Here is a 23,682-nt window from a genome sequence, read left to right as displayed (position 1 = left end):
GTGGTGGGCTGGTCGCGCAGTTCCCCGCGCCCCTTCAGGGCCCGGACTTTGTCTGCCGCCCGGTGGTGGGCTGGTCGCGCAGTTCCCCGCGCCCCTGAAGGGCAACGCCCCGAGCCACACGTCAAGGCTGCGCCGGACCCTCCAAGGGGCGCGGGGAACTGCGCGAGCAACCCATCACCGGCCCGCGGACAAAGCGAACCCCGCACCCCCGCACCCCCTACGGCCAGAGCAACTCCCGCCCCCACCCCACCCCCGCCCGCCCCCGCGAGTACCGCACCCGCACATGCCTCCTCCCCGCATCCCCCTGGAAGAACTCCACCTCCACGGGGTCGAGGACGTACAGCGTCCAGCTCGGGACCACCGTGTCCGGTGCGGTCGCGGCGCGGGCCCAGGCCCGCTCCGAGGCCTCCGCCAGCTCCTCCAGGGACGGCAGCACCTCGCTCTGGCGCCCCACCAGCGCCGCCGCCAGCGCCCCGGTGGACCGGGCGTGGAGATCGGCCCGGCTCGCCTCGGCCCCGGCCGGGGTCACCGTCCCCCGCACCCGTACCTGCCGCCCCACCGAAGGCCAGTAGAACCCGAGCGCCGCAGACGGGCAGCCGGCCAGCTGCCGTCCCTTGGCGCTGCCGGAGTGCGACCCGAACGACCACCCCGCCGCATCCGCCCCGTGCAGCATCACGGTCCGTACGTCCGGCCGCCCCTCCCCGTCCACGGTCGCGAGCGTCATCGTGTGCGGCTCGGCCTGCCCGGCGCGGCCGGCGTGCATCAGCCACTCCTGGAAGAGCGCGACGGGCTCCTCGGGCGCGTCCCGTGGATCGAAGCGCGGCAGCTCGACGTCCCAGACACGCAGGGTGTGCAGGTACTCCTCGAATTCCATGCGCAGATTCTCACCCGGCGCTCCCCGGCGCTCCCCGGGCGCTCAGACGGCCCCCGGGGCCGCGCCCCCGGCCCCGCCCCGCGCCGCGAGCCACTCCTCCCGCGTCAGGGCGTACTCGACGTCCCCGTGCTCGTCCCCCTCGACGGAGTAGGGCCACTCCTCGAAGTACGTCCGTACGTACGTGAGTCCGCACCGCTCCATCACCCGCCGCGAGCGGTCGTTCACGTACATCGTGTTGGCGGTGATCCGCGCGTACCCCAGCTCCCCGAAACCCTTCTCGATGAGGGCGAGCGCACCCTCGCGCGCGTACCCCTTCCCCCAGGCCGCCCGCCGCAGCCGGTACCCGAGGTCCGCCTGGTCCGCCGGCGCGTCGAGGCCGGGGCGCAGACAGTGCCAGCCGATGAACTCACCCGTGTCGCGCAGATGCGTCGCCCAGAAGCCCCCGGGCAGCATCCGCGCGAACGACTCGGCGCGGATCTCCTCGCGGCTCATGGGGCGGCCCCCGGTGATGTACCGCATGACCTCGGGGTCGCTGTCCAGCTCGACGACGAGGTCGAGGTCGGCGGGGGTGTCGGCGAAGGGGCGGAGGACGAGGCGGCCGGTGGTGAGGAAAGGGGCGGGAAGGGTGGGCATGGGGTGATTGTGGGACGGCCCGGACCGGCGTCGCCACGCAATTTCACCCCCGCCCCAGCACCACCGTCCCCGAGGAGCAGAACCAGCCCCCCGTCCCCGAGGCGACGGCCAGCTCGGGCAGCGTGTCGTCGGCCCGGCGGACCTGTCCCGGTCCCGCCTCGCCCCGCAGTTGCCGTACGGCCTCGACCAGCAGGAACAGCCCCCGCATCCCGGGATGGCACGCGGAGAGCCCCCCGCCGTCGGTGTTGACGGGCAGCGCGCCCCCGGTGAGCAGCCGCCCCTTCTCCACGAAGGCGCCCCCCTCCCCCTTCCCGCAGAACCCGAGGTCTTCGAGGGTGACGAGGGTCATGTACGTGAAGGCGTCGTAGATCTCCGCGAGGTCGATGTCGGCGGGGCGCACTCCGGCGCGCTCGAAGGCGGTCCGGCCGGAGACGGCGGCCGGGGAGACGGTGAAGTCCTCCCACTCGGACATGGTGGTGTGGGAGACGGCCGTGCCCGAACCCAGCACCCAGACGGGCGCCTTGGCGGTGTCGGGGACGTACTCCGCCGCCGCGAGCAGCACCGCGCAGCCGCCGTCCGAGCGGATGCAGCAGTGCAGCTTGGTGAAGGGGTCGGCGATCATCGGTCCCGCCAGGACGTCGTCGACGGTGATGGGGTCGCGGAACATCGCGTCGGGGTTGGTGGCGGCGTTGGCGCGCGCCTGCACCGCGACCTCGGCGAGCTGTTCGAGGGTGGTGCCGTACTGGTGCATGTGGCGGCGGGCGGCCATGGCGTACTTCGCGATGAGCGTGTGGCCGTAGGGCACCTCGAACTGGAGGGGCCCGCGCCCCCCGAAGGACAGGTTCGAGGTCCGTCGCCCGGCCCTGATGTCGGCGCGGGCGGTGGAGCCGTAGACGAGGAGGACGGCGTTGGCGTGCCCGGCGGCGATGGCGTCCGCCGCGTGGGCGGCCATCACCTCCCAGGTGGCGCCGCCGACCGAGGTGGAGTCGACCCAGGCCGGCCGCAGCCCCAGGTACTCGGCCACCTCGACCGGCGCGAGCACCCCCAGCCCCGCGGATGCGAACCCGTCGACGACCTCCCGTGACAGCCCGGAGTCGGCGAGCGCCCGGCGGGCGGCCTGGGCGTGCAGGGCGTACGGGGTGACGCCGTCGACGCGACCGGTGTCGGAGAGGGCGGCGCCGACGATGGCCACGGGGCGGGGCGTACGGGCGTGGGCTGCCATGAATCTGACGGTACATCAGATATCCAGCGGACACCCGCACTTCCGCCCTGCTTTCCGGTGAAGCCCCCTGCGGTCGGCCCGGCCCCTCCGGCCGCCACTCCTGGTGGCTCCCGGAGCTCCCGGAGCTCCCGGGCGGGGGTGGCCTGCCGGTAACTGATGTACCGTCAGATCGCGGCGTACGGCGCCCGCGTTGCCCGCCCCCCTCCCGGGAGGAGAAGCCCCATGGACCCCGAGCTCACCCCCGAGCAGCAAGAGATCCGCCGCACCCTCCGCACCCTCCTCACCAGGCGCTGCGGCCCCGACGACGTCAAGGCCGCGACCCGTACCGCGCTCGGGTACGACGAGGCCCTGTGGCGGCTGCTCGCCGGGGAGCTGGGGCTGGCGGGCATCGCGGTGCCCGAGGCGTACGGCGGGGGCGGCTGTACCGGCGCCGAGCTCGTCCTCGCCGCCGAGGAGACCGGACGCGTCCTCCTGCCCTCCCCCCTCCTCGCCACCGCGGCCCTCGCCGTCCCCCTCCTCCTCGCCCTCGGCACCGAGCCGCAGAAGCGGACCCACCTCCCGCCCCTCGCCCGTGGCGAGCTGACCGCCGCCCTCGCCGTCCCGGGACCCGCCCTCGCCCCGGCCCTGGGGCTCACCGGTGACACCGCCGACGGCGCCTGGGCCGGTGGCGGGCGCGCCGGAGGGGTGCAGGCGCGGGCTGCCGAGGGGCGCTGGCGGCTGTACGGAGAGGCCGCCCAGGTCATCGACGGCCACCGCGCGGGCCTCCTCCTCGTCGCCGCCCGTACCGGTGGCTTCACCCGTGGCCGCGTCCGCCTCTTCCTCGTACGGGGGGACGCACCCGGGCTCCACCGGACCCGCCACACCACCCTCGACGAGACCCGCACCCAAGGCAGGGTGGAACTGCGGGACGTGGAGGGGGAGTTGCTGGGCGACGGCGATCCGCTGCCCGCCCTCGCCGCCGCCGGACGCACCGCCGCCGCCCTCCTCGCCGCCGAAGCCGTCGGCGCCGCGGACCACGCGCTGGCGCGGACCGTGGCGTACGTGAAGGAGCGCGAGCAGTTCGGGCGGCCCATCGGCTCCTTCCAGGCCGTCAAGCACCGGCTGGCCGACCGGTACGTACAGGTGCGGGCGGCCCGCTCAGCCGTCCACTACGCCGCCTGGGACCCGGACGTCGCGGGACTCGCCCTCGCGCAGGCGCTGGAGGCGCTGCGGAGCACCGCCGCCGAGGCCATCCAGCTGCACGGCGGCATCGGGTTCACCTGGGAGCACGAGGCGCACCTGTACTTCAAGCGGGCCGCGGCCGACGAACTGCTCTTCGGGCCGGTCTGCGCGCTGCGGGCCCGGGCCGCCGAGCGGGCGGGGCTGTTCCGTACGCCTCGTCCACCTCACGCGGAGGACGGCGCCGACGCCACGCGCGCGCGGGCGGGCGTCCGGTGAGCCGGGTCCCGCGCGGTGTGCGCCTCGTGCGGAAGGTGTCCTCCACGCGCGCGTTCGCGAAGGTCGCCCCGCACGTCGTCCCCGCCCTCGACCGGGCCGTGCACCGGCTCACCCGGGGCCGGGTGCTGCCGAGCGCGCGGATGCTCCCGGGGGCCGTGCTCACCGCGCGCGGGGCCTCCTCCGGGCTCGCGCGGCGGACGCCGCTCGCCTGCATGCCGGAGGACGGCGGGACCTGGCTGCTGGTCGGGTCGAACTTCGGGCGCCCCGGCCACCCCGCCTGGACCGGCAATCTGCTGGCTCATCCGGACGCCGAGATCAGCTGGAAGGGGCGGGACGTGCCGGTACGGGCCCGGCTGCTCACGGGGGAGGAGCGTGCGGCGGCCTGGCGGGCGGCCCTGGAGTTCTGGCCCCCGTACGCCGCGTACCAGGCCCGCGTCGAGCGGGAGATCCGGCTCTTCCGGCTGGAGCGGAGGGACGGCGGCGCGGACGCGCCGGACAAGGGGAGGCGGAAGGGGAACGGGAAGGGAAAGGCGGAGGGGGGCCCCGGCGGGAACGGGAAAGCCGGCGGGGCTCACCTCGGTGAACCTCCGCCGGCGTGACAGGACTTGAGGAGCGGACGGGGTGCGCCGCAGCGGTATCCGCGCCGGCGCCGGGGCGTGTGCCCCCGCGCGGACCCGCAGGTCCGCGGGCCGCGGCCGGCGCCGCTACCTCGTCGGCTTCTTGCCCGTGATGCCCAGGTGCACGAGCAGTGCCAGGTTCGGCTTGAGCTCGGCCTGCTTGACGCCCCAGGTCTGGAAGCCCTTCTGGTGCGAGGCGACCGCCGCGAGCATCGCGACGATCGAGCCCGCCATCGCCGCCGGGCTGATGTCCTTGTCGACCTTGCCCTTCGACTGGAGCTCCTTCACCGCGTCGGTAAGGGAGTTGTTCACGGAGTTGAGGATCTTCATGCGGATCTTGTAGAACCGCTTGTCGCCTTCGGCCGCGCCCAGGTCCACCACCCGCAGGATCGCGTCATTCCTGCGCCAGAAGTCGAGGAATCCCTCGACCAGTTCCTCCGCCGTCTGCCAGCCGGCCTTGCCGACCCAGGAGCGGCCCTCCACGAGGGCGGTCAACGCCGCGCCCTCCTTGGCCATTTCCTCGGCGACCTCCAGGACGGCGCCCTCGACGTCCGGGAAATACTGGTAGAAGGTCGCGGGTGAAGTGCCCGCCTTCCGCGCCACATCGATGACTTTCACGTCCCGGTACGGCGAGGAGCTGAGCATCTCGCTGAGGCAGTCGAGCAGCTTCTGCCGCGTCGCCTGGCCGCGTCGGCCTGCCACGCGGCCGTCGACGGTGCGTACTTGTCCTGTCATGCCGTCAGCTTACCGAGGGGTGATCGGAGCGCGATTCGGCCGACTGCAAATGGGGGCCGGGGGTTGACGGCCGCCCGGGAAAGGCCCCTGCCGGGGCTCCGGCGCCTTCCACCCGGGCCCCGGGCGGGGCCCGCCACCCCCTCACCCCATGCGCGTGCCGGACCCTCGCCCCGCGGCGGCCCCGCCCCCGCCGCGCCTCGCGCGCCCGTCCGCCACTCGAATGGTGTTATCAACAGCCTGTGGACACACTCTGTGGACAACCCGTGCGGGAAAAGGGGGCGAACGCCTACAGTGGGGGCAATGCGGTCCATTTGTTCGATTTATGCCGGTGCGAGGCGCGGGTGGGGCCGTTAGCTTCGCCGCGTAGCGGCACCCGCGTTCCGCCCGGCAGACAGGGCGGGGCCACCCAGGAAGGAACCAGGCGCATGGGCGGATATCCGGAAGGCGCGCCGTGCTGGGCCGACGTGACGCTGCCCGACCTCGCGGCGGGCAAGCGGTTCTACGGCGCGCTGATGGGCTGGACCTTCGACGAGGACGCCCAGGAGAGGTACGGGCACTACACGACCGCGTTCAGCGGCGGGCGGCGCGTCGCCGGGCTCGTCCCCAAGCGGGACGGCCGTATGCCCACCGCCTGGGGCGTCTACTTCGCGGCCCCCGACGCGGCGGCCCTCGCCGTGAGTATCGGGGCGGCGGGCGGCCAGCTGCTGACGGACCCCGTCCCGCTCCCTCCGTACGGGACGATGGCGGTCGCCGCCGACCCCGGCGGCGCGGTCTTCGGTCTGTGGCAGGCCGGGGCACACGCGGGCTTCGAGAAGAGCGGCGAGCCGGGCGCCTTCTGCTGGATTGAGGTCTACACCCGAAACACCGCCCAGGCCGACCGCTTCTACGAGGCGGTCTTCGGCTTCGAGGGCCGGGACGTGGAAGAGACCGAGGGCGACTACCGCACCTGGTCGCCCGCGGGCTCCGCGCCGGGCCCCGGAACGGCCCTCGGCGGCCGCGCTCTTCTGGGGGACGCCTTCCCCGCCGAGATGCCCGACCACTTCCTGGTCTACTTCGCGGTCGGGGACTGCGACGCCACGGCCGCCGCCTGCCGCGACCTGGGCGGCCGGGTCACCGCCGGGCCCGTCGACATCCCGTACGGCCGCATGGCGGTCCTCACCGATGACCAAGGGGCGAGCTTCGCCATCCTCCAGAAGGAGTGAGGCGCGGGGGGCGCGCCGGGCGCGTGACCGGTGTTTTCGCAGGTGGGGAGGGTGGGGCCGGGTCGGGGGGATGTCCGGATCGGGATGAGACATCCCGATCCGTACTCGGGTTGGCCACCGGGTGCCTCCGGCAGGAAGAATCGGGGTGCCGCGTGAGACGCTGCACGGGGCCTTGTTGCGACGCGTTGATACTGAGGGCCCGTACGGGGAGGTGGCAGGCAAGTGGAGCAGCTGACGCAGCACGACCCGAGGCGTATCGGCCCCTTCGAGGTGCTGGGACGGCTCGGTGCCGGCGGCATGGGGCTGGTCTATCTGGCGCGCTCGGCGTCCGGCCGCCGCGTGGCGATCAAGACGGTGCGCACGGAGCTCGCCGAGGACCAGCTGTTCCGGGTCCGCTTCACCCGTGAGGTGGAGGCGGCCCGGGCCGTCAGCGGCTTCTACACGGCGGCCGTGGTCGACGCCGACCCGCGCGCGGCCGTGCCGTGGCTGGCCACCGCGTACGTCCCGGCGCCCTCGCTGGAAGAAATAGTGAACGAGTGCGGGCCGCTCCCGGCCCAGGCGGTGCGCTGGCTCGCGGCCGGCATCGCCGAGGCGCTTCAGTCCATCCACGGGGCGGGCCTGGTCCACCGCGACCTCAAGCCCTCCAACGTCCTGGTGGTCGAGGACGGCCCCCGGGTCATCGACTTCGGTATCGCCTCCGGCGTCTCCAACACCCGGCTGACCATGACGAACGTGGCCGTGGGCACGCCCGCGTACATGTCGCCCGAGCAGGCGAAGGACTCCCGCAGCGTGACCGGCGCGAGCGATGTCTTCTCGCTCGGCTCGACGCTCGTCTTCGCGGCGACCGGGCACGCCCCCTTCCATGGCGCCAACCCGGTCGAGACCGTCTTCATGCTGCTGCGCGAGGGCCCCGACCTCGCCGGGCTGCCCGACGAGCTGCGCCCGCTGATCGAGTCCTGTATGCAGATGGAGGCCGCGCTGCGGCCCTCGCCCGAGGACCTCCAGGCGCAGCTCGCCCCGCACCTGTTCGGCGGTTCCGACGACAGCGGCACCGCCTCCGCGTGGCTGCCCGACCGCTCGGTGGCGATGATCGAGCAGCGCAGGGGCGGTGGCCGGGCCAAGCCGGTCGCCCGTCCCGACCAGGACGCGGCCCCTTCGCCGCCGCCCCGCCCGCCCTACCAGCCCCCGCACCGCTCGCCCCTCGCGGAGGCCACGGGGGACGGGCCCGTGCGCCTCGCCGGGGCGAAGGTGCCGATCGGTCCCGGACCCCGGGTCCTGGATCAGACGCGCGCGACGGCCGAGGCCAGCCCCGCCACGGGGTGGGTCAGGGTCCCGGCCGGCGGCCCCCTGGGCAGACCGGACCGGCCCCCGGCCAACGGGGCGTCCGCGTCGGCGCCCCCCGTCCCGCCCTCGCCGCGCACGCCCGAGCCGCCCGGCCGCTGGCGCCCCTGGCGCTTCCGTATGTCGAACGACGTGTGGGGCACCCCGGTCGTGGCGGGCGACCTCCTCTACGTCACCTCCTTCGAGGTGCACGCGCTGGACGTGGCCAGCGGCCGGCGCCAGTTCAAGACGCGGGACGTCGCCTGGGCGATGGCCGTGGAGGCGGGCCGTATCCACGCCTCGGACGGCCCCACGCTCTACGCGCTGGACGCGACGGACGGCCGCGAGCTGTGGCGCCTGCCGACGGACGCCTGGGTCTACGCGCTGAAGGCCGCCCGGGGCACGATCGTCACCGCGACCCGGGGCGGCGGCGTGCAGGCCTGGGAGGCCGCCAACGGCGAGAAGCTGTGGGAGATCACCGGCGCCCAGAGCGACTTCGAGACCCCCGAGGCCGGTCCCGTGATCCACGAGGGCACGGTGTACGTGTGGCAGGACGCGCGCCTGCGCGCCCTCGACGCGCGTACGGGCACCGAGCGCTGGTCGTACCCGGTGGGCGACGCGGCCTCATGCGGCGGCGTCCCGGTCCGTCTGGCACCCGCGCCGGACGGCTATGTGTACGTGTCGGCGGGCACCCGGGTCCTGTCGATCGACATCGCCAGCGGTCATGTCCGCTGGCACTTCGAGGCCCCGGCGGTCTTTCTCTGCCCGCCGGCCTTCGCGCCCGGCCCGGCGGTCGCCGGCGGCGGGGTGTACCTGGCGGACTACCTCGGCACGGTGTACGCGCTGGACGCGGCCACCGGCAAGGACCGCTGGCGCATCGCGACCGAGTCGCGCCAGTCCATCGAGCCGGTCCTGGTGGCGGACGGCAACATCCACGTGGGCAGCGGCAACGCGCTCTACACCCTGGACGCGGTCACCTCCACCCCCAAGTGGCGCTTCGCGGCGGGCGCGGAGGTGGTGGGCGCCCCGGTGGTGGCCGACGGCCGCATCCACTTCGGCTCGGCCGACCACTGCCTCTACACGCTGGACGCGTCGGGCGGCCAGCTCCGCTGGAAGCTGGCCACGGGTGGTGAGATCACCGGCTCCCCGGTGGCGCGCAACGGCGTGGTGTACGCGTGCAGCAAGGACCGCTGTGTGTACGCGCTGGACGCGGTGAAGGGGACGGCGACGTCGGGGAGGTAGCCGTGGCGGGACCACGGGGGCGCGGAGGAGATCGTGTGGCGGCCCCGCAGGCGGGCTGATCCCCCGCCGGGCCCTGCTGTTACGGTGTCGGCGGTCTGGTCGGCCTTCGACGGGCCGCGACTTCGGCAGGTTCCGCTTTACGGGGGTGGGGGCGCGATGCTGCGTCGACGGATAAGGTTCGCGGCCGTACTGGCCGCAGTGGTGCTGGCGCTCACCGGGTTCTCCGGGCACGGGCACGGCAAGAGCAGTGGCGACGGCGGGGGCGGCTGCTCCAACTCGCACAAGAGCAACGGAAGTTCGGGGTCGGGGTACCGGCACACGGACGACGACGACTACGACAGCACCGGAGGCTCCGGCTCCGGCTCCGGCTCCGGGTCGAGCTACACCCCGAGCCCGACACCGTCCCCCTCGGCCACGCCCGCCGGGACCGTCGTCAGCTGCGCCGCGCCCGCCCAGGGCAAGCGCGCGGCGGTCACCTCGGCGACCGTCCGGGTCACCGCCGACTCGCTGGCCAGCGACAACCGGCGCTACCGCCTGGAGGTCGACTTCCTCGGCGCGGCCGGCGAGACCGTCGACACCGGGTCCGCGTTCGTGACCCTGGACGCGGGGGAGACGCGGAACGTGGAGGTGCCGATGGCGGTGCCGGACCGGGTCGCGAAGGTCAAGGAGTGCCGGCTGACGCAGCTCATGGAGTGGAGCTGACGGCCGGCGCGACCGGCCGACGACGGCCCCCGAGCGAAGGGGTTCCCGCGCCCGGGGCACTCACCTCAGCCTGAACCCCGTCTGCCTCCGCCCGAACAACTCCTTCTGCCTGTCCGGCGGCAGGTTCCCCAGCGCGATCAGCTGCGGCGCGTGGCCGAAGGAGTCCGCAAGGGCGGGGGCGCGGGTGGTCCACAGGGCCCGCACCGTTCCCTGCACCGCCCCGGTGGGGCAGGAGGCCAGGATCTCGGCGCACCTCAGCGCCGCCCCCACCTCCTCGCCCGGGGCCGTCACCTCGCTGACCAGCCCCGTCTCGTACGCCCTGCGCGCCGAGACCCGCTCCGCCGTGCCCATCAGGGCCAGCCGCGCCGCCTCGCCGAAGGGCATACGGGCGGCCAGGTGGGCGGACTCGTAGGCGCTGACCATGCCGTACGTCGTGTGCGGGTCGAAGAACGTGGCGTCCTCGGCCGCGATCACGAACTCCACCTCCCCGAGCAGGTAGAACGCCCCGCCGCACGCCATCCCCCGGACCGCCGCGATCACCGGCTTCCACAGGTCGTTGGCCTTCGGGCCGATGGTGAGCAGGGGGTCGTCGATCGCGTACGGGGAGGCCGGCTGCGGGACCTCGGCCGAGCGGTCGACGCCCGTGCAGAACGCCTTTCCGCCCGCCCCGGTCAGCACGAGGGCCCGGATCGCGTCGTCGTAGCGGAAGCCGCGCCAGGCGGCGGCGAGCTCCGCCGCCGTCTCCAGGTCGATCGCGTTGTGCTTCTCCGGACGGTTCAGCGTCACCACCGCGACGCCCGTCGCCTCGTCCCGCAGGACCGACAGGGTCATGGGCGCTCCAGGAGCCAGCGGGGGACGGTCATGCCCTCGCCCGTCTCCGTGAAGGCGACCTGCACCCGCGCCCCGATCCGCAGCCGCTCCGGCGCCACCGAGTTCAGCGGCGCGTCCGCTTCGGCCACCACATTGCCGACCAGGCGGATCAGGGGGTCCTCGGCCAGCTCCACCACCACCGCGTTGTACGGGGCCTGGGCCGCGTACTCCGGCAGGAGCGGGGGGTGGGGCAGGACGTACGACCAGATCCGGCCGCGCCCGGACATCGCGCGCCACTCGCTGTCGAAGGAGTGGCAGTGCGGGCAGCACGGCCGGGGCGGGAAGCGCAGCCGCCCGCAGGCGGGGGCGGCGCACGCCTGGACGCGGAGTTCGCCGCGCGCCGCGTACTCCCAGAACGGGGCGCCGTCGTCGTCGGTCACCGGGGTCAGCATCGGCACTCCTCAACTCCTCAGCAGGACGGCCGAGGTGGGCACGCCCTCGCCCGCCGTCACCAGACAGGTCGCGGCCCCCGGCACCTGGGCCGTGGAGTTGCCGCGCAGTTGCTTCACGCCCTCGTTGATGAGGTTGAAGCCGTGGACGTACGCCTCGCTCAGGCCGCCGCCGCCGGTGTTGAGCGGCAGCCGTCCGCCGATCTCCAGGGCGCCGCCCTCGGTGAAGGCGCCGCCCTCGCCCCGGCCGCAGAAGCCGTACCCCTCCAGGGAGAGTGGCACCAGCGGGGTGAACGCGTCGTAGATCTGGGCGACGTCCACGTCCTGGGGGCCGAAGTCGGAGTGTTTCCACAGGTGGCGGGCGGCAGTCCAGGCGGGGCCGGTCAGCGGGTCGTCGTTCCAGTAGTTGACCATGCCGTGGTGCTGGGCGGGCAGGCCCTGGGCGGCGGCGTGCACGTACACCGGCTTCCGGCGGCAGTCGCGGGCGCGCTCGGCGGAGACGATCACACAGGCCAGCGCGCCGTCCGTCTCCAGGCAGTTGTCGAAGAGGCAGAGCGGCTCGCTGATCCAGCGCGAGGTCATATACATGTCGCGGGTCAGCGGCCGGTCGTACATCATCGCGGCCGGGTTCTGGTTGGCGCGGTTGCGGCAGGCGAGGGCGATGTTGAAGAGGTGGTCGCGGGTGGCGCCGTACTCGTGCATGTAGCGGCGGGCCAGCATGCCGATCTCGTCGGCGGGGCGCAGCAGCCCGAAAGGGCGCGTCCACTGGGCGGGGGTGGGGAGCTGGACGGTGGTGTTGGTCCAGGGGCGGGGGCCGCTGCCGCGCTTGCGTGAGCGCCAGGCGACTCCGACGTTCGCCTGGCCGGTGGCGACGGCGGCGGCGAGATGGGCGACGGTGGCGCAGGAACCGCCGCCGCCGAAGCCGACCTTGCCGAAGAAGGTGACGTCGCCGGCGCCGATCGACTTGGCGACCTCCACCTCGTCGGTCTCCTCCATCGTGTACGAGGCGAAGCCGTCCACCTCGCCCGGGGGGATCCCGGCGTCGTCGAGCGCCGCGAGGATGGCCCGGCAGGCCAGCTTCTTCTCCGAGTCGCCGAGCCGGCGTGCGAACTCCGTCTGGCCTATGCCCGCGATCGCCGTCGCGTCCTTGAGCATCGACACCCGCCACCTCCGCCAACGTCGTGCGCTCCTGCGCCTGTTGCTGCTGACAGCGTGGAAGGGTACAGCTAATCTGACGGACAGTCAGCTAGGGCGTACGGCTACCGTCAGCGGGAGGGCTTGCCATGGGGGCGGACACACGGGCGGACAGGGCGGACATACGGGGTGACCTGGAGTGGGGCACCGTGCCCCGGCTCGTACGGAGCGCCGCCGAGCGGTACGGGGAGCGGGAGGCCGTCGTCGACGGGCGCCTGCGCGTCTCGTACGCGGAGCTGGGCGAGCGGGTGGAGCGGGCGGCAGCGGCCTGTATGGCGGCCGGGGTCGAGCGCGGCGACCGGGTCGCGGTGTGGGCGCCGAACACCTTGGACTGGATCGTCAGCGCGCTCGGCGCGGTCACGGCCGGGGCGGTGCTCGTCCCGCTGAACACACGGTTCAAGGGGTCCGAGGCGGCGTACGTCCTGGAGCGCAGCCGGGCGAAGCTGCTGTTCGTGACGGGGACGTTCCTGGGCACCTCCTACGTCGCCACCCTGCGCAGCGCCGCCGCCGAGGGGGCGGGCACCGGGCCGCTGCCGGGGCTGCCGCACCTGGAGCAGGTGGTGGTGCTGGCGCAGGACGCACCGGATTCCTTCCGGACCTGGAAGGACTTCCTGGCGGACGGCGAAGGCGTGCCGGCGGAGGGGGTGCGGGAGCGGGCGGACTCGGTGCGGCCCTCGGACCCGTCGGACATCGTCTTCACGTCCGGTACGACGGGCCGGCCCAAGGGCGCGGTGATCACGCACGCGCAGACGCTGCGGGGGTACGCCCTGTGGAGCGAGCTGGCGGGGCTGCGGGAGGGCGACCGCTATCTGATCGTGAACCCCTTCTTCCACACCTTCGGGTACAAGGCGGGGATCATCGCCTGTCTGACGCGGGGCGCGGCGATGGTGCCGCAGCCGGTCTTCGACGCCGAGGCGGTCCTGGCGAGGATCGCGGCCGAGCACATCTCCGTCCTGCCCGGCCCGCCCACCCTCCACCAGTCCCTCCTCGACCACCCGGCGCGCGCGTCCCACGACCTGTCCGCGCTGCGGCTCGTGGTCACCGGCGCGGCGGTCGTCCCCCTGCGGCTCGTCGAGCGGCTGCGGACCGAGCTGGGGATCGGCACGGTCCTGACGGCGTACGGACTGTCCGAGGCGAGCGGCATCGTCACGATGTGCCGCCGCGAGGACCCGCCGGAGGTGGTCGCGGCCACATCGGGGCGGGCGATACCCGGTACCGAGGTACGGGTGCTGGCACCCGCGGGAGAGCCCGGGGAGGTGCGGGTGCGGGGATTCAACGTCATGCGGGAGTACTTCGAGGACCCGGAGGAGACAGCCCGGGCGATCACGTCCGAGGGGTGGCTGCGGACGGGGGACGTGGGGGTGCTCGACGCGGCGGGCAATCTGCGGATCACCGACCGGATCAAGGACATGTTCATCGTCGGAGGGTTCAACGCCTACCCCGCCGAGATCGAGCAGGCGCTCGGGCTGCATCCGGAGGTGGCGGATGTGGCGGTGGTGGGGGTACCGGACGGGCGGCTGGGGGAGGTGGGGCGGGCGTTCGTGGTGCGACGGGAGGGGTCTTCACTGACGGCGGACGAGCTGATCGCGTGGGCGCGGCGGGAGATGGCGAACTTCAAGGTGCCGCGGGGGGTGGTGTTCGTGGGGGAGTTGCCGCGGAACGCGTCGGGGAAGGTGGTGAAGGGGACGCTGAGGGGGTTCTCTCCCGCCACGCCCCTTCCCTGAACCCTCCGGGGGCGGGTAACCCTGGTCCGGGCTTTCGTATGTGCCCCGGTTGGGGGGCTGGTGGCTCAGTCGTGTCGTCTGCGGACCGGTGGGGGCTGGTCGCGCAGTTCCCCGCGCTCCTGAGGGGGGCCGCCGCGGCGAAGATCTGAGCTCGGCCCCGACAGGAGCGCGGCCTCCTCCTTTTCCCCGCCCTCCGGCTCCTCCCCATCCTCCCCACCCCCCGGAATCCCCACAGGAAGCGCCCACATCACCGTCCACCCCCGATCGGGGTGTCCAGTACGCGGGCCCGGTGGAGTTCCGCGGGGGTCAGGGTTCTCAGGGCCATGGGGGACGTGGCCCATTCGGTGCCGCCGCCGGGGGGTCGCAGGTAGACGCTTCCCTCGTACCGCTGCTGCACCACGCCGATCCTGTCGTCGTTCGCGGTGTCCGCCATGTACTTCTCGGCCCTCTCGGCCGGCCTGTCCTTGTCGGGCATGGCCGCTCCTCTCCGTAGCGACAGCACTACTCTGTGGATTCAGAGTGACCGCGCAGCGGGAACCCCTCAATCTGTCAGAACGGCACGGAAAGTCGGTGAACGCCCCTTGAACCGCAAGGAGTTGGACCCGGACAGCTCGCCCCAGGCGGCCTTCGGCGCGCGTCTGCGCAGTTCGCGGGAGGAGCGGGGGTGGACGCAGGAAGAGGTGGCCGAGCGTATGGGGTATTCCAGTACGCACATCTCGGCGGTGGAAACTGGTCGCAAACTGCCGACTCTTCGCTTCGCGCGTAGTGCGGACAAGGCGTTCGGGGCCGGTGACGCCTTCGAGCGCGCGTACCGCAAGGTCCGCAACGCCGGACTGATGGAGGGTTTCCCGCAGTTCGTGGAGCACGAGGCGCGCGCGGCGGAGATCCGGCTCTACGAGGTCGGGGTCATCCCCGGTCTGCTCCAGACGCCGGAGTACGCGGCCGTGCTCGCCCGGAGCGCGGTCAAGCGCGGGGCGATCACCCACGAGCAGGCGGAGGAGCGGGTCTCCCTCGTCGCCGAACGGCAGGCCGCCCTCGACCGCATGCCGCCACCGCTGGTGCACGCGGTGCTGGACGAGAGCTGTGTCCGTCGGCCGATCGGGGAGCCGGACGTCATGGACGCGCAGTTGGCGCGCCTGCTGGACTTCGCCGACCTGCCGACCACGCTCTTCCAGGTGGCCCCGTTCGACATGGGAGCCCGCCGTCCGTTCGACCTGCCGGTGACGGTCCTGACGCTGCCGGACCGGTCACTCGTGTCCTACGCGGAATCCACTCATCGAGGCCACCTCGAACGTGAATCCACCTTCGTGCTCCCGCTGTTGACGGCCTACCATCAACTGCAAGGCGAATCCCCCTCCCAGGCGGAGGCAGTGGCCATGATCAGCAGGTTACGAAAGGGCACCCCGTGACGACCGAACATCTGCAGTGGTTCACGTCCTCGTACAGCAACAATGGCGGCCAGTGTGTTCAGGTCGCCCACACCGTCGCCGCCGCGCGCGGTGTGGTCCCCGTCCGTGACTCCAAGCGCCCGGACGGCCCCGTCCTCGACCTCCGTGCCGAGGCTTACTCTTCCTTCGTCTCAGGCATCAAGGCAGGTTGGTTCGACCACGCCTGAGCGCTCGGCCAGGAGCGACCCGGCGGTGACACCCCGCCACTCCCGCCTCCGCGGGCAGTGGCGGGTGCCCGGTGGCCGCCGGGCCCGCCTACCCCGCCCAGAGCCCCGTCTCCGTCAGCCCCAGCAGGCCGATCGCGTTCCCCCGGACGATCCGCTCCACCACGTCCTTGCGCAAGTGCGCCATCTGGGCCGCCCCGACCTCCCTGGACTTCGGCCAGGTGGAGTCCGAGTGCGGGTAGTCCGTCTCGTACAGGACGTTCCCCACCCCTATTGCCTCCAGGTTCCGCAGGCCGAAGGCATCGTCGAAGAAGCAGCCGTAGACGTGGTCGGCGAAGAGTTCGGACGGGGGGCGGTGGACCTTCTCCGCCACTCCGCCCCAGGCGCGGTTCTCCTCCCAGACCACGTCCGCGCGCTCCAGGATGTAGGGGATCCAGCCGATCTGGCCCTCGGCGTACATCACCCGCAACCGGGGGAAGCGTTCGAACTTGCCGCTCATCAGCCAGTCCACCATCGAGAAGCAGCAGTTGGCGAAGGTGATCGTGGAGCCGACCGCCGGTGGCGCGTCCGCCGAGGTGGACGGCATGCGGGAGGACGAGCCGATGTGCATCGCGATCACCGTGCCCGTCTCGTCGCACGCAGCCAGGAACGGGTCCCAGTGGTCCGTGTGGACGGAGGGCAGGCCCAGGTGGGGCGGGATCTCGGAGAAGGCCACCGCCCGTACGCCCCGTGCGGCGTTGCGCCGCACCTCCGCCGCCGCGAGCTCCGCGTCCCACAGGGGGATCAGGGTCAGCGGGATCAGCCGGCCGTGCGCCTCGGGCCCGCACCACTCCTCCACCATCCAGTCGTTGTACGCCCGCACCGACAGCAGCCCCAGCTCCCGGTCGGAGGCCTCGGTGAACGTCTGGCCGCAGAAGCGCGGGAAGGTGGGGAAGCAGAGCGCCGACTGGACGTGGTTGACGTCCATGTCCGCGAGCCGCTCCGGAACGCTGTACGAACCCGGCCGCATCTGCTCGTAGGTGATCACTTCGAGGCGGATCTCGTCCCTCGGGTACCCGACCGCCGTGTCCAGCCGGGTCAGCGGGCGGTGCAGGTCCTCGTACACCCACCAGTCGCCCACCGGCCCCTCGTCGCCCGGCGCGCCCATGACCGGCGCGAACTTCCCGCCGAGGAAGGTCATCTCCTTGAGCGGGGCGCGGACGACGCGCGGGCCCGAGTCCCGGTACCTCGACGGGAGCCGGTCCTGCCAGACGTGCGGCGGCTCCAGCGTGTGGTCGTCCACCGAGATGATCCTCGGGAAGCTCTCCACGGTCTCCACAGTCTCCATGGTCTCCATGGCTCCTCACGGTAGACCTGATCTGACGATCCGTCAGCCAGTCCGTCCGCCGTGCTCGCCGCCCGGGCCCGGTGGAGCCGGCGGCTCCGTCGCGCCCGCGCACCGGTCGCCCCCCGGCCACTCACCCGTCACTCGTCGGCCATTCGCCCCTGTGGCCCCACCGCCGCGACGCCTGTCCGCCCCCGGACGCGGCCGTGGACAAGCGCCGGTGACCTGTAACGAAAGTGTGCAGAGCCCTTGTGCGGAGCGTCACCCGTAGCTGACGCGCATGCCATGGACAGGGCAGACTGGCACGGGCATTACCAGCGCTACGGGGGCACAGGGGGTCGCTATGGACCGAAACGGCGAGCCGCGCATTCCGGAGCAACGGACTCCGGTTTCGGCGGCGGGCGCCGGCCAGGCCGCGGACACCGCGGACCTGCGCTTCGGCGTGCTCGGACCCGTACGCGCCTGGCGGGGGCCGGAGGCCCTGCCGTCCGGCTCACCGCAGCAGCGGGCCCTGCTCGCCGCCCTGCTGCTGCGCGACGGCCGCACGGCCACCGCCGCCGAGCTCATCGACGCCATCTGGGGCGACGAGCCGCCCTCGCAGGCTCTGGCCGCGGTACGGACGTATGCCTCGCGGCTGCGCAAGACCCTCGGGCCCGGGGTCCTGGTCAGCGAGTCCGGCGGGTACGCCATCCGGCTCGCCTCCTGCGTCCTGGACCTCGCCGAGGCCCAGGAGCTGGCCGCCGAGGCCGAGAAGGCGCGGGCCGGCGGCGACCGGACGCGGGCGCGCGACCTGCTCAAGGCCGCGCTCGCGCTGTGGGCCGGAGAGCCGCTCGCCGGAATCCCGGGCCCGCACGCCGACACCGAGCGCACCCGGCTCGTCGAGTGGCGCCTCCAGCTCACCGAGGCGCGGCTCGACATGGAGCTGGACGCGGGCTGCCACGCCGAGGCCGTCTCCGAGCTGACCGCGCTCACCGCCGCGTACCCGCTGCGCGAGCGGCTGCGGGAGCTGTTGATGCTCGCGCTCTACCGCAGCGGACGCCAGGCCGAGGCCCTCGCGGTCTACGCGGACACCCGCAGGCTGCTCGCCGACGAGCTCGGTGTCGACCCGTGCGCCGAGCTCTCCCGGCTCCAGCAGCGCATCCTCCAGGCCGACGAGGACCTGGCCCGGCCCGCCGAGGCCCCGGCCGCCCCGGCGCCCGTCCGGGCCGCCCAACTCCCGGCCTCGGTACCCGACTTCACCGGCCGGGTCGCCTTCGTCCAGGAGCTGTCGGCACGGCTCGCCGCCGCCGGGTCCACCGTCATGGCCGTCTCCGCGCTGGCCGGGATCGGCGGTGTGGGCAAGACGACGCTCGCCGTGCACGTCGCCCACGCGGCGCGCCCGCACTTCCCCGACGGCCAGCTCTACGTCGACCTCCAGGGCACCGGACCGCGCGCCTGCGAGCCCGAGGCGGTGCTCGGCGCGTTCCTGCGGGCGCTCGGCACCCCCGACGCGTCCATCCCCGACTCGCTGGAGGAGCGCGCGGCCCTGTTCCGCTCCACCCTCGACGGCCGCCGGGTCCTGGTCCTGCTCGACAACGCGCGCGACGCGGCCCAGATCCGCCCCCTGCTGCCCGGCACGGCGGGCTGCGCGGCGCTGGTCACCAGCCGGATCCGGATGCTGGACCTGGCCGGGGCCTACCTGGTCGACCTGGACGTGATGAGCCCGGAGGAGGCCCTCCAGCTCTTCACCCGGATCGTGGGCGAGGAGCGGGTGAGCGCGGAGCGCCAGTCGGCCCTCGACGTGGTGGCCGCCTGCGGTTTCCTGCCGCTCGCCATCCGTATCGCCGCCTCCCGGCTCGCCTCGCGGCGCACCTGGACCGTCTCGGTCCTCGCCGCCAAGCTCGCCGACGAGCGGCGCCGCCTGGACGAGCTCCAGGCGGGCGACCTCGCGGTCAAGGCCACCTTCGAACTCGGCTACGGCCAGCTGGAGCCCGCCCAGGCCCGCGCCTTCCGGCTGCTGGGGCTGCCCGACGGCTCCGACATCTCGCTGGCGGCCGCCGCGGCCGTTCTGGACCTGCCGCTCCAGGAGACCGAGGACCTGCTCGAATCCCTCGTCGACACCAGCCTGGTGGAGTCGGCCGCTCCCGGCCGCTACCGCTACCACGACCTCGTACGGCTCTACGCGCGTGCCTGCGCCGAGCGCGACGAGGACCCGCCGTCCGAGCGGGCCGACGCGATGTCGCGCCTCCTCGACTTCTATCTGGCCACGGCCGCCCGGGTGTACGCGATCGAGCGGCCCGGCGACCGGCTGGTGGAGCACCTGGCGCCCACCCAGTACCCCGGCCTCACCTTCGCCGACGGGCACGCGGCCGTGGACTGGCTGTACGGGGAGGCCAACTGCCTGCTCGCGTGCCTGCACCAGTGCGCGGCCGACCCGGCGATGCTGCGGCGCGCGGTGGACCTGCTCTGGGCGGCCAAGGACCTCGCCGAGTCGGGGGCCAACTCGCGCCAGTACGAGACGACGGCCGCGGCGGTACGGGACGCCGGGCACCGGCGGGGCGACGCGAGCGCCGAGGCGCGGGCCCGGCTCGCGCTCTCCACCGTGCTGCTCGTCTCCGGCCGCTTCGAGCAGGCCGACGAGGAGGCGCGGGTCTCGGCGCTGCTCGCCCGGGAGGCAGGTGACCCGATGCCGGCCGGGGCCGCGCCCACCGACCGCGGGATCATCGCGTTCTACCAGGGCCGGCACGCGGACGGGGAGGGCTTCCTCCAGGAGGCCATCGAGAACTACCGCGCCGACGGCAACCGGCCGGGCGAGGCCAGCGCGCTGTGCAACCTCTCCCGTATCCACGTGAACATGGGCCGCACCGCGAGCGCGGTCGAGCTGGCCCAGCGCGGGCTGGACATCTTCAGCGAGATGGGCCTGGCCCTGCGGTGCGCCAACGGCCGCTTCGCGCTGGGGATCGCGCTGACCCGGGCGGGCCGGCACGACGAGGCGCTCTCCCAGCTCGGCCAGGCGCTGGAGGTCTTCCAGGACAACCGCCAGCGCCTGTGGGAGGGGACCACGCACTTCCGTATCGCCGAGGCGCACTTCGCGGCGCGGCGCCCGGCGCGGGCTGCCCAGCACGCGGAGCAGGCGCTGGCGCTGCGCTGCATCGGCGGCGAGTGGATGCGCGGCAACGTCCTGACGACGCTGGGCCGGGCCCTGGACCAGCTGGGCCAGGCCGACCGGGCGCGCGCGTGCTGGCGCGAGGCGCTGGCCATCTACGAGTCGACGGGCGCGGCGGAGGCCAAGGACGTACGGCAGCTGCTGAGTCTGACGGCGGCGGCGTAGCGCTTGGCGCACCCGCCGCCACCAGGGCTTTCGCCCGGCGCGGCGGCTTCGCGTGCCACGCGCCGGGGCGGCCGTGCGGGCACGGTCCAAAGGGTTGCCGACGCCGTTTAGCCTTCGTTTATCGCCCCTCGGCACTCTTCTACTCAACGATTCGCCGCGTCGGGGGGCAGGCGGGTCGACGGTGGGCCTCCCCGTTACTGTGGACGGCCCTTGCAGTGCCCGTCCGGCGACCCTCGGGGGAGCCGCCGGGCGGGCACCGTTCACAGCACGACATGCAGCAACTCAGGGGAGCTGAACACGATGAGTGACGGTAACAAGCCCGAGATCGGCGACACCACCACGCAGGAGAACCACGCGGGGAACCCGGGCTCCGGCGCGGGTACGGGGACGGGCACCATCGTCCCGATGGAGAACCACGCGGGCCTGCTCGGTGGCGACGCCACCATCAAGCCCCTTGAGAACCACGCCGGGTTCGTGGGCGTGGGCGGTCCGGTCAAGCCGATGGAGAACCACGCGGGCCTGATCGGTACGGATGTGCTCAAGCCCCAGGAGAACCACGCCGGTTCCGAAGAGGTCTGAGCGCCCGGGCACCACTGCTGGGCGGGGACCGGCCGCGGCGACGCGGAGGGGGCGCCGCGGCCGGCGGCACACGGGGGACGTACGGGGGAGAGCACGGGGGAACCACGGGGGAACCACCGGGCCACGGGGGAACGGGGGGAACGGGGGAACGCCGGGGACGCGTACTTGGGGGTGCGCGTCCCCGGATGGGGGGAGCACGGGGGACACGGGGGGAGAACGGGGGAACGGGGGAAGCACGGGGGAACCAAGCGCCCCGCGGCCGGACGTGCCGCGGGGCGCTTCGCCGTGCCGAACGGGCGGGGTGGCCTTGCCCCCCGGTCCCGGTCCCCGCCACCATCCCCCCATGGACGCCCGAACCGCACAGAAGATCCTCACCGAGAACTTCGCCCCCTGGGTGCTCGGCCTCGGACTGACCGTCGAGGAGGTCGGGGCGCGGCACGCCGTGCTGCGGCTGCCGTGGGACCCGCAACTGGCGCGGGAGGGCGGAGGGATGTCGGGACAGGCGCTGATGGCCGCCGCCGACACCGCCACCGTCATCGCCGTCTCGGCCGCCCGGGACGCGTACGGCCCCATGACCACCGTGCAGCAGTCGACCAGCTTCCAGCGCCCGGTCGTGGGCGTGGACGTAACGGTCGAGGCGCGGGTCACCAAACTGGGGCGGCGCATGGCGTTCGCCGACATCACCCTCACCGCCGAGGGCGCCGACGAGCCGGCGGCCCGGGCGAGCACGGTCTACGCGCTCCTGGACTGACCGTACGCCTCCCGAGGGGTCCGCCCGGGGCCTTGTCTGACGGCCCATCAGATACCACGATGGGCACGGACGAGTCGACGTGACGTGGTGTCAGTTCCCCGGCGCCCGTCCGGACCGAGGAGGCGGCGCCGTGGACCCGTACGCGCAGACAGCCAACGGGGGGCGGCTCCGTTACGGGATGCAGCTTCCCATCCAGTCCCAGAGCACCCTCTACGCCGAACCCTGGGAAGCCGGGGCGGGCCCGGGCGACCTCGCCGAGATCGCGCGAGCCGCCGACCGCGCCGGCTTCCACTACCTCGCGACCTGCGACCACGTGGCCATCCCGCGCCGCCTGGCGGGGGCGATGGGCACCACCTGGTACGACCCGGTGGCCACCCTGGCCTATCTGGCGGCCCTCACCACCCGCACCCTGCTCCTCAGCCATGTCGCCGTGGTGGGCCTGCGCCACCCCCTCCTCACCGCCAAGCAGTACGCGACCCTCGACCACCTCAGCGGCGGTCGGCTGGTCCTGGGGGTCGGGGCCGGACACGTACGGGAGGAGTTCGAGTTGCTCGGTGCCGACTTCGCGGGCCGGGGCGCGGTGCTGGACGAGTCGATCGACGCGCTGCGGGCCGCGCTGGGGCCGGAGGAGTTCCCGGAGTTCCACGGCGAGCGGTTCGCCTTCTCCGGCCTCGGGCAGCGGCCCCGCCCCGCGCAGGAGCGGGTGCCCGTCTGGGTGGGCGGCTCCTCGCCCGCCGCCGTGCGCCGGGCGGCCCTGCGCGGCGACGGCTGGCTCCCGCAGGGCGACCCGCGGGAGCAGCTGCCGCATCGGATCGCGCGGATACGGGAGCTGCGGGAGCGGGCCGGGATCGAGGGCGCGTTCTGCGTGGGGGCCATCACGGAGCCCCTGTACGTGGGCGAGGCGCGGTGGGACCTCGGGCGCCGCACCCTCAGCGGCAGGCCGGACGCACTCGCCGAGTCCCTGCGCGAGTACGCCGCGCTCGGCGTCCACCAGGTCCAGGTGCGCCTCCGCTCGCGCGGCCGCGCCGAACTCGTCGACCAGATCGCGGCCTTCGCCGCCGGTGTGGCCCCTCATCTGAGCTAGGGAGTACGGACATGGGCAAGCTGGACGGGCGGGTCGTCCTCGTCACGGGCGCGGCGCGCGGGCAGGGCGAGCAGGAGGCGCGGCTCTTCGCGGCCGAGGGGGCGAAGGTGGTGCTCGCGGACGTCCTGGACGACCGGGGCGAGGCCGTGGCGAAGGAACTGGGCGCCGGCTCGGCGCGGTTCGTGCACCTGGACGTGGGCCGGGAGGAGGAGTGGGGGAGCGCGATCGCGGCGGCCACGGAGACCTTCGGGCATCTGGACGGGCTGGTGAACAACGCGGGCATCCTGCGCTTCAACGAGCTCGTGGCCACGCCGCTGGAGGAGTTCCAGCAGATCGTCCAGGTGAACCAGGTGGGCACGTTCCTGGGCATCAAGTACGCGGCGCCCGAGATCGAGGCGGCCGGGGGCGGCACCATCGTCAACACCGCCTCGTACACCGCGCTCACGGGCATGGCGTACGTCGGCGCCTACGCCGCCACCAAGCACGCCGTGCTCGGCCTGACCCGGGTCGCGGCGGTCGAGCTGGCGGCGAAGGGGATCCGGGTGAACGCGGTGTGCCCCGGCGCCGTGGACACCCCCATGACCAACCCGGCGGCCCTGGACCCGACGGCCGATCCGGCGGAGGCGGGGGAGGCGGTGGCCGAGCTCTACAGGCGGCTGGTGCCGCTGGGCCGGATCGGCCGCCCCGAGGAGGTGGCGGCGCTCGCGCTCTTCCTGACCAGCGAGGACTCCGCGTACATCACGGGCCAGCCGTTCGTGATCGACGGGGGCTGGCTGGCGGGGGTCAGCGTGTTCTGACCAGGCATCAGGTATTGACGGGCGGACGGCCCCGGTGGAACAGTCGCACCATCGGAAATCTGAC

General features: G+C 73.6%; 21 protein-coding genes and 1 pseudogene. 13 read left to right on the top strand and 9 right to left on the bottom strand.

The features are described 5' to 3' along the window. Positions 1–217: 217 nt before the first annotated feature. From ACZ4MU_RS01295 to ACZ4MU_RS01285, 3 genes are read right to left on the bottom strand one after another with little or no spacing between them, the layout of a single operon-like run. Positions 218–874 (bottom strand): pyridoxine/pyridoxamine 5'-phosphate oxidase, encoded by a 657-nt coding sequence (locus ACZ4MU_RS01295; protein WP_467869509.1) that lies wholly within the window; start codon positions 872–874, stop codon positions 218–220. 42 nt (positions 875–916) lie between these two features. Beyond that, a complete protein-coding gene (locus tag ACZ4MU_RS01290) occupies positions 917–1,507 on the bottom strand; it encodes a GNAT family N-acetyltransferase (RefSeq protein ID WP_467869507.1) in 591 nt (196 codons plus the stop codon). Between the two features lie 43 nt (positions 1,508–1,550). Continuing rightward, positions 1,551–2,729: a thiolase C-terminal domain-containing protein gene (locus ACZ4MU_RS01285; RefSeq protein ID WP_467869505.1), complete on the bottom strand. Its 1,179-nt coding sequence runs from the start codon at positions 2,727–2,729 to the stop codon at positions 1,551–1,553. Positions 2,730–2,951: 222 nt separating this feature from the next. On the opposite strand from ACZ4MU_RS01285, the gene ACZ4MU_RS01280 reads away from it, so the two are divergent. Both ACZ4MU_RS01280 and ACZ4MU_RS01275 read left to right on the top strand, forming a co-directional pair. Then, a complete protein-coding gene (locus ACZ4MU_RS01280) occupies positions 2,952–4,166 on the top strand; it encodes an acyl-CoA dehydrogenase family protein (RefSeq protein WP_467869503.1) in 1,215 nt (404 codons plus the stop codon). Beyond that, a pseudogene (locus tag ACZ4MU_RS01275) lies at positions 4,163–4,642 on the top strand (nitroreductase/quinone reductase family protein); the annotation flags it as partial. The gene ACZ4MU_RS01280 and the pseudogene ACZ4MU_RS01275, both read left to right, overlap by 4 nt. Positions 4,643–4,870: 228 nt before the next feature. Here the strand turns inward: ACZ4MU_RS01275 and ACZ4MU_RS01270 are convergent. Beyond that, the gene (locus ACZ4MU_RS01270) at positions 4,871–5,518 is read right to left on the bottom strand and encodes a TetR family transcriptional regulator (RefSeq protein WP_467869501.1); all 648 of its coding nucleotides are present in this window, start codon (positions 5,516–5,518) and stop codon (positions 4,871–4,873) included. 425 nt (positions 5,519–5,943) lie between these two features. On the opposite strand from ACZ4MU_RS01270, the gene ACZ4MU_RS01265 reads away from it, so the two are divergent. The 3 genes from ACZ4MU_RS01265 (at position 5,944) to ACZ4MU_RS01255 (ending at position 9,984) form a co-directional block, all read left to right on the top strand. Further along, on the top strand, positions 5,944–6,720 hold the full coding sequence (locus ACZ4MU_RS01265; protein ID WP_467869499.1) for a VOC family protein: 777 nt from the start codon (positions 5,944–5,946) through the stop codon (positions 6,718–6,720). Positions 6,721–6,942: 222 nt separating this feature from the next. Then, complete coding sequence (locus ACZ4MU_RS01260; RefSeq protein ID WP_467869497.1) at positions 6,943–9,282, top strand: serine/threonine-protein kinase; 2,340 nt, start codon at positions 6,943–6,945, stop codon at positions 9,280–9,282. Positions 9,283–9,438: 156 nt separating this feature from the next. Further along, a complete protein-coding gene (locus ACZ4MU_RS01255; RefSeq protein ID WP_467869495.1) occupies positions 9,439–9,984 on the top strand; it encodes a hypothetical protein in 546 nt (181 codons plus the stop codon). Positions 9,985–10,044: 60 nt separating this feature from the next. Here ACZ4MU_RS01255 and ACZ4MU_RS01250 read toward each other — a convergent pair whose 3' ends face one another. From ACZ4MU_RS01250 to ACZ4MU_RS01240, 3 genes are read right to left on the bottom strand one after another with little or no spacing between them, the layout of a single operon-like run. After that, entirely contained in the window at positions 10,045–10,815 is a 771-nt protein-coding gene (locus ACZ4MU_RS01250) for an enoyl-CoA hydratase/isomerase family protein (RefSeq protein WP_467869493.1), read from the bottom strand. Then, positions 10,812–11,246 carry a Zn-ribbon domain-containing OB-fold protein gene (locus tag ACZ4MU_RS01245; protein WP_467869491.1) on the bottom strand — a complete coding sequence of 145 codons (435 nt, stop codon included), beginning with the start codon at positions 11,244–11,246 and terminating at the stop codon, positions 10,812–10,814. Before ACZ4MU_RS01245 ends, ACZ4MU_RS01250 begins: the two co-directional genes overlap by 4 nt. A 9-nt stretch (positions 11,247–11,255) precedes the next feature. Beyond that, positions 11,256–12,398 carry a lipid-transfer protein gene (locus ACZ4MU_RS01240; RefSeq protein ID WP_467870585.1) on the bottom strand — a complete coding sequence of 381 codons (1,143 nt, stop codon included), beginning with the start codon at positions 12,396–12,398 and terminating at the stop codon, positions 11,256–11,258. Between the two features lie 161 nt (positions 12,399–12,559). Here ACZ4MU_RS01240 and ACZ4MU_RS01235 point away from each other — a divergent pair, with 161 nt between their 5' ends. Then, positions 12,560–14,161 carry a FadD3 family acyl-CoA ligase gene (locus ACZ4MU_RS01235; RefSeq protein WP_467870582.1) on the top strand — a complete coding sequence of 534 codons (1,602 nt, stop codon included), beginning with the start codon at positions 12,560–12,562 and terminating at the stop codon, positions 14,159–14,161. Between the two features lie 247 nt (positions 14,162–14,408). On the opposite strand, the gene ACZ4MU_RS01230 is transcribed toward ACZ4MU_RS01235, so the two are convergent. Beyond that, positions 14,409–14,636, bottom strand: coding sequence for a hypothetical protein (locus ACZ4MU_RS01230; RefSeq protein WP_467869489.1), 228 nt, complete (start codon positions 14,634–14,636; stop codon positions 14,409–14,411). Between the two features lie 106 nt (positions 14,637–14,742). Between ACZ4MU_RS01230 and ACZ4MU_RS01225 the strand changes: the two genes are divergently transcribed. Next, the gene (locus ACZ4MU_RS01225) at positions 14,743–15,570 is read left to right on the top strand and encodes a helix-turn-helix domain-containing protein (RefSeq protein WP_467869487.1); all 828 of its coding nucleotides are present in this window, start codon (positions 14,743–14,745) and stop codon (positions 15,568–15,570) included. Continuing rightward, positions 15,567–15,776 carry a DUF397 domain-containing protein gene (locus ACZ4MU_RS01220; RefSeq protein ID WP_467869485.1) on the top strand — a complete coding sequence of 70 codons (210 nt, stop codon included), beginning with the start codon at positions 15,567–15,569 and terminating at the stop codon, positions 15,774–15,776. The genes ACZ4MU_RS01225 and ACZ4MU_RS01220 overlap by 4 nt, the downstream gene beginning before the upstream one ends. Before the next feature lie 88 nt (positions 15,777–15,864). Here the strand turns inward: ACZ4MU_RS01220 and ACZ4MU_RS01215 are convergent, their stop codons facing one another. Continuing rightward, the gene (locus ACZ4MU_RS01215) at positions 15,865–17,082 is read right to left on the bottom strand and encodes an amidohydrolase family protein (RefSeq protein ID WP_467870580.1); all 1,218 of its coding nucleotides are present in this window, start codon (positions 17,080–17,082) and stop codon (positions 15,865–15,867) included. A 358-nt stretch (positions 17,083–17,440) separates the two neighbouring features. On the opposite strand from ACZ4MU_RS01215, the gene afsR reads away from it, so the two are divergent. The 5 genes from afsR to ACZ4MU_RS01190 all read left to right on the top strand — a co-directional run bounded on the left by afsR (position 17,441) and on the right by ACZ4MU_RS01190 (position 23,618). After that, positions 17,441–20,407: an SARP-family global regulator AfsR gene (afsR, locus tag ACZ4MU_RS01210; RefSeq protein ID WP_467869483.1), complete on the top strand. Its 2,967-nt coding sequence runs from the start codon at positions 17,441–17,443 to the stop codon at positions 20,405–20,407. 300 nt (positions 20,408–20,707) lie between these two features. Continuing rightward, the gene (locus ACZ4MU_RS01205) at positions 20,708–20,986 is read left to right on the top strand and encodes a hypothetical protein (RefSeq protein ID WP_467869481.1); all 279 of its coding nucleotides are present in this window, start codon (positions 20,708–20,710) and stop codon (positions 20,984–20,986) included. Positions 20,987–21,329: 343 nt separating this feature from the next. Continuing rightward, the gene (locus ACZ4MU_RS01200; RefSeq protein ID WP_467869479.1) at positions 21,330–21,737 is read left to right on the top strand and encodes a PaaI family thioesterase; all 408 of its coding nucleotides are present in this window, start codon (positions 21,330–21,332) and stop codon (positions 21,735–21,737) included. 178 nt (positions 21,738–21,915) lie between these two features. Next, complete coding sequence (locus ACZ4MU_RS01195) at positions 21,916–22,821, top strand: LLM class F420-dependent oxidoreductase (protein WP_467870578.1); 906 nt, start codon at positions 21,916–21,918, stop codon at positions 22,819–22,821. Between the two features lie 11 nt (positions 22,822–22,832). Next, positions 22,833–23,618: an SDR family NAD(P)-dependent oxidoreductase gene (locus ACZ4MU_RS01190; protein WP_467869477.1), complete on the top strand. Its 786-nt coding sequence runs from the start codon at positions 22,833–22,835 to the stop codon at positions 23,616–23,618. Positions 23,619–23,682 lie beyond the last annotated feature (64 nt).

This window comes from Streptomyces sp. NPDC026377 (assembly GCF_055567715.1).
This window is presented reverse-complemented; position numbering and strand designations above follow the sequence as displayed.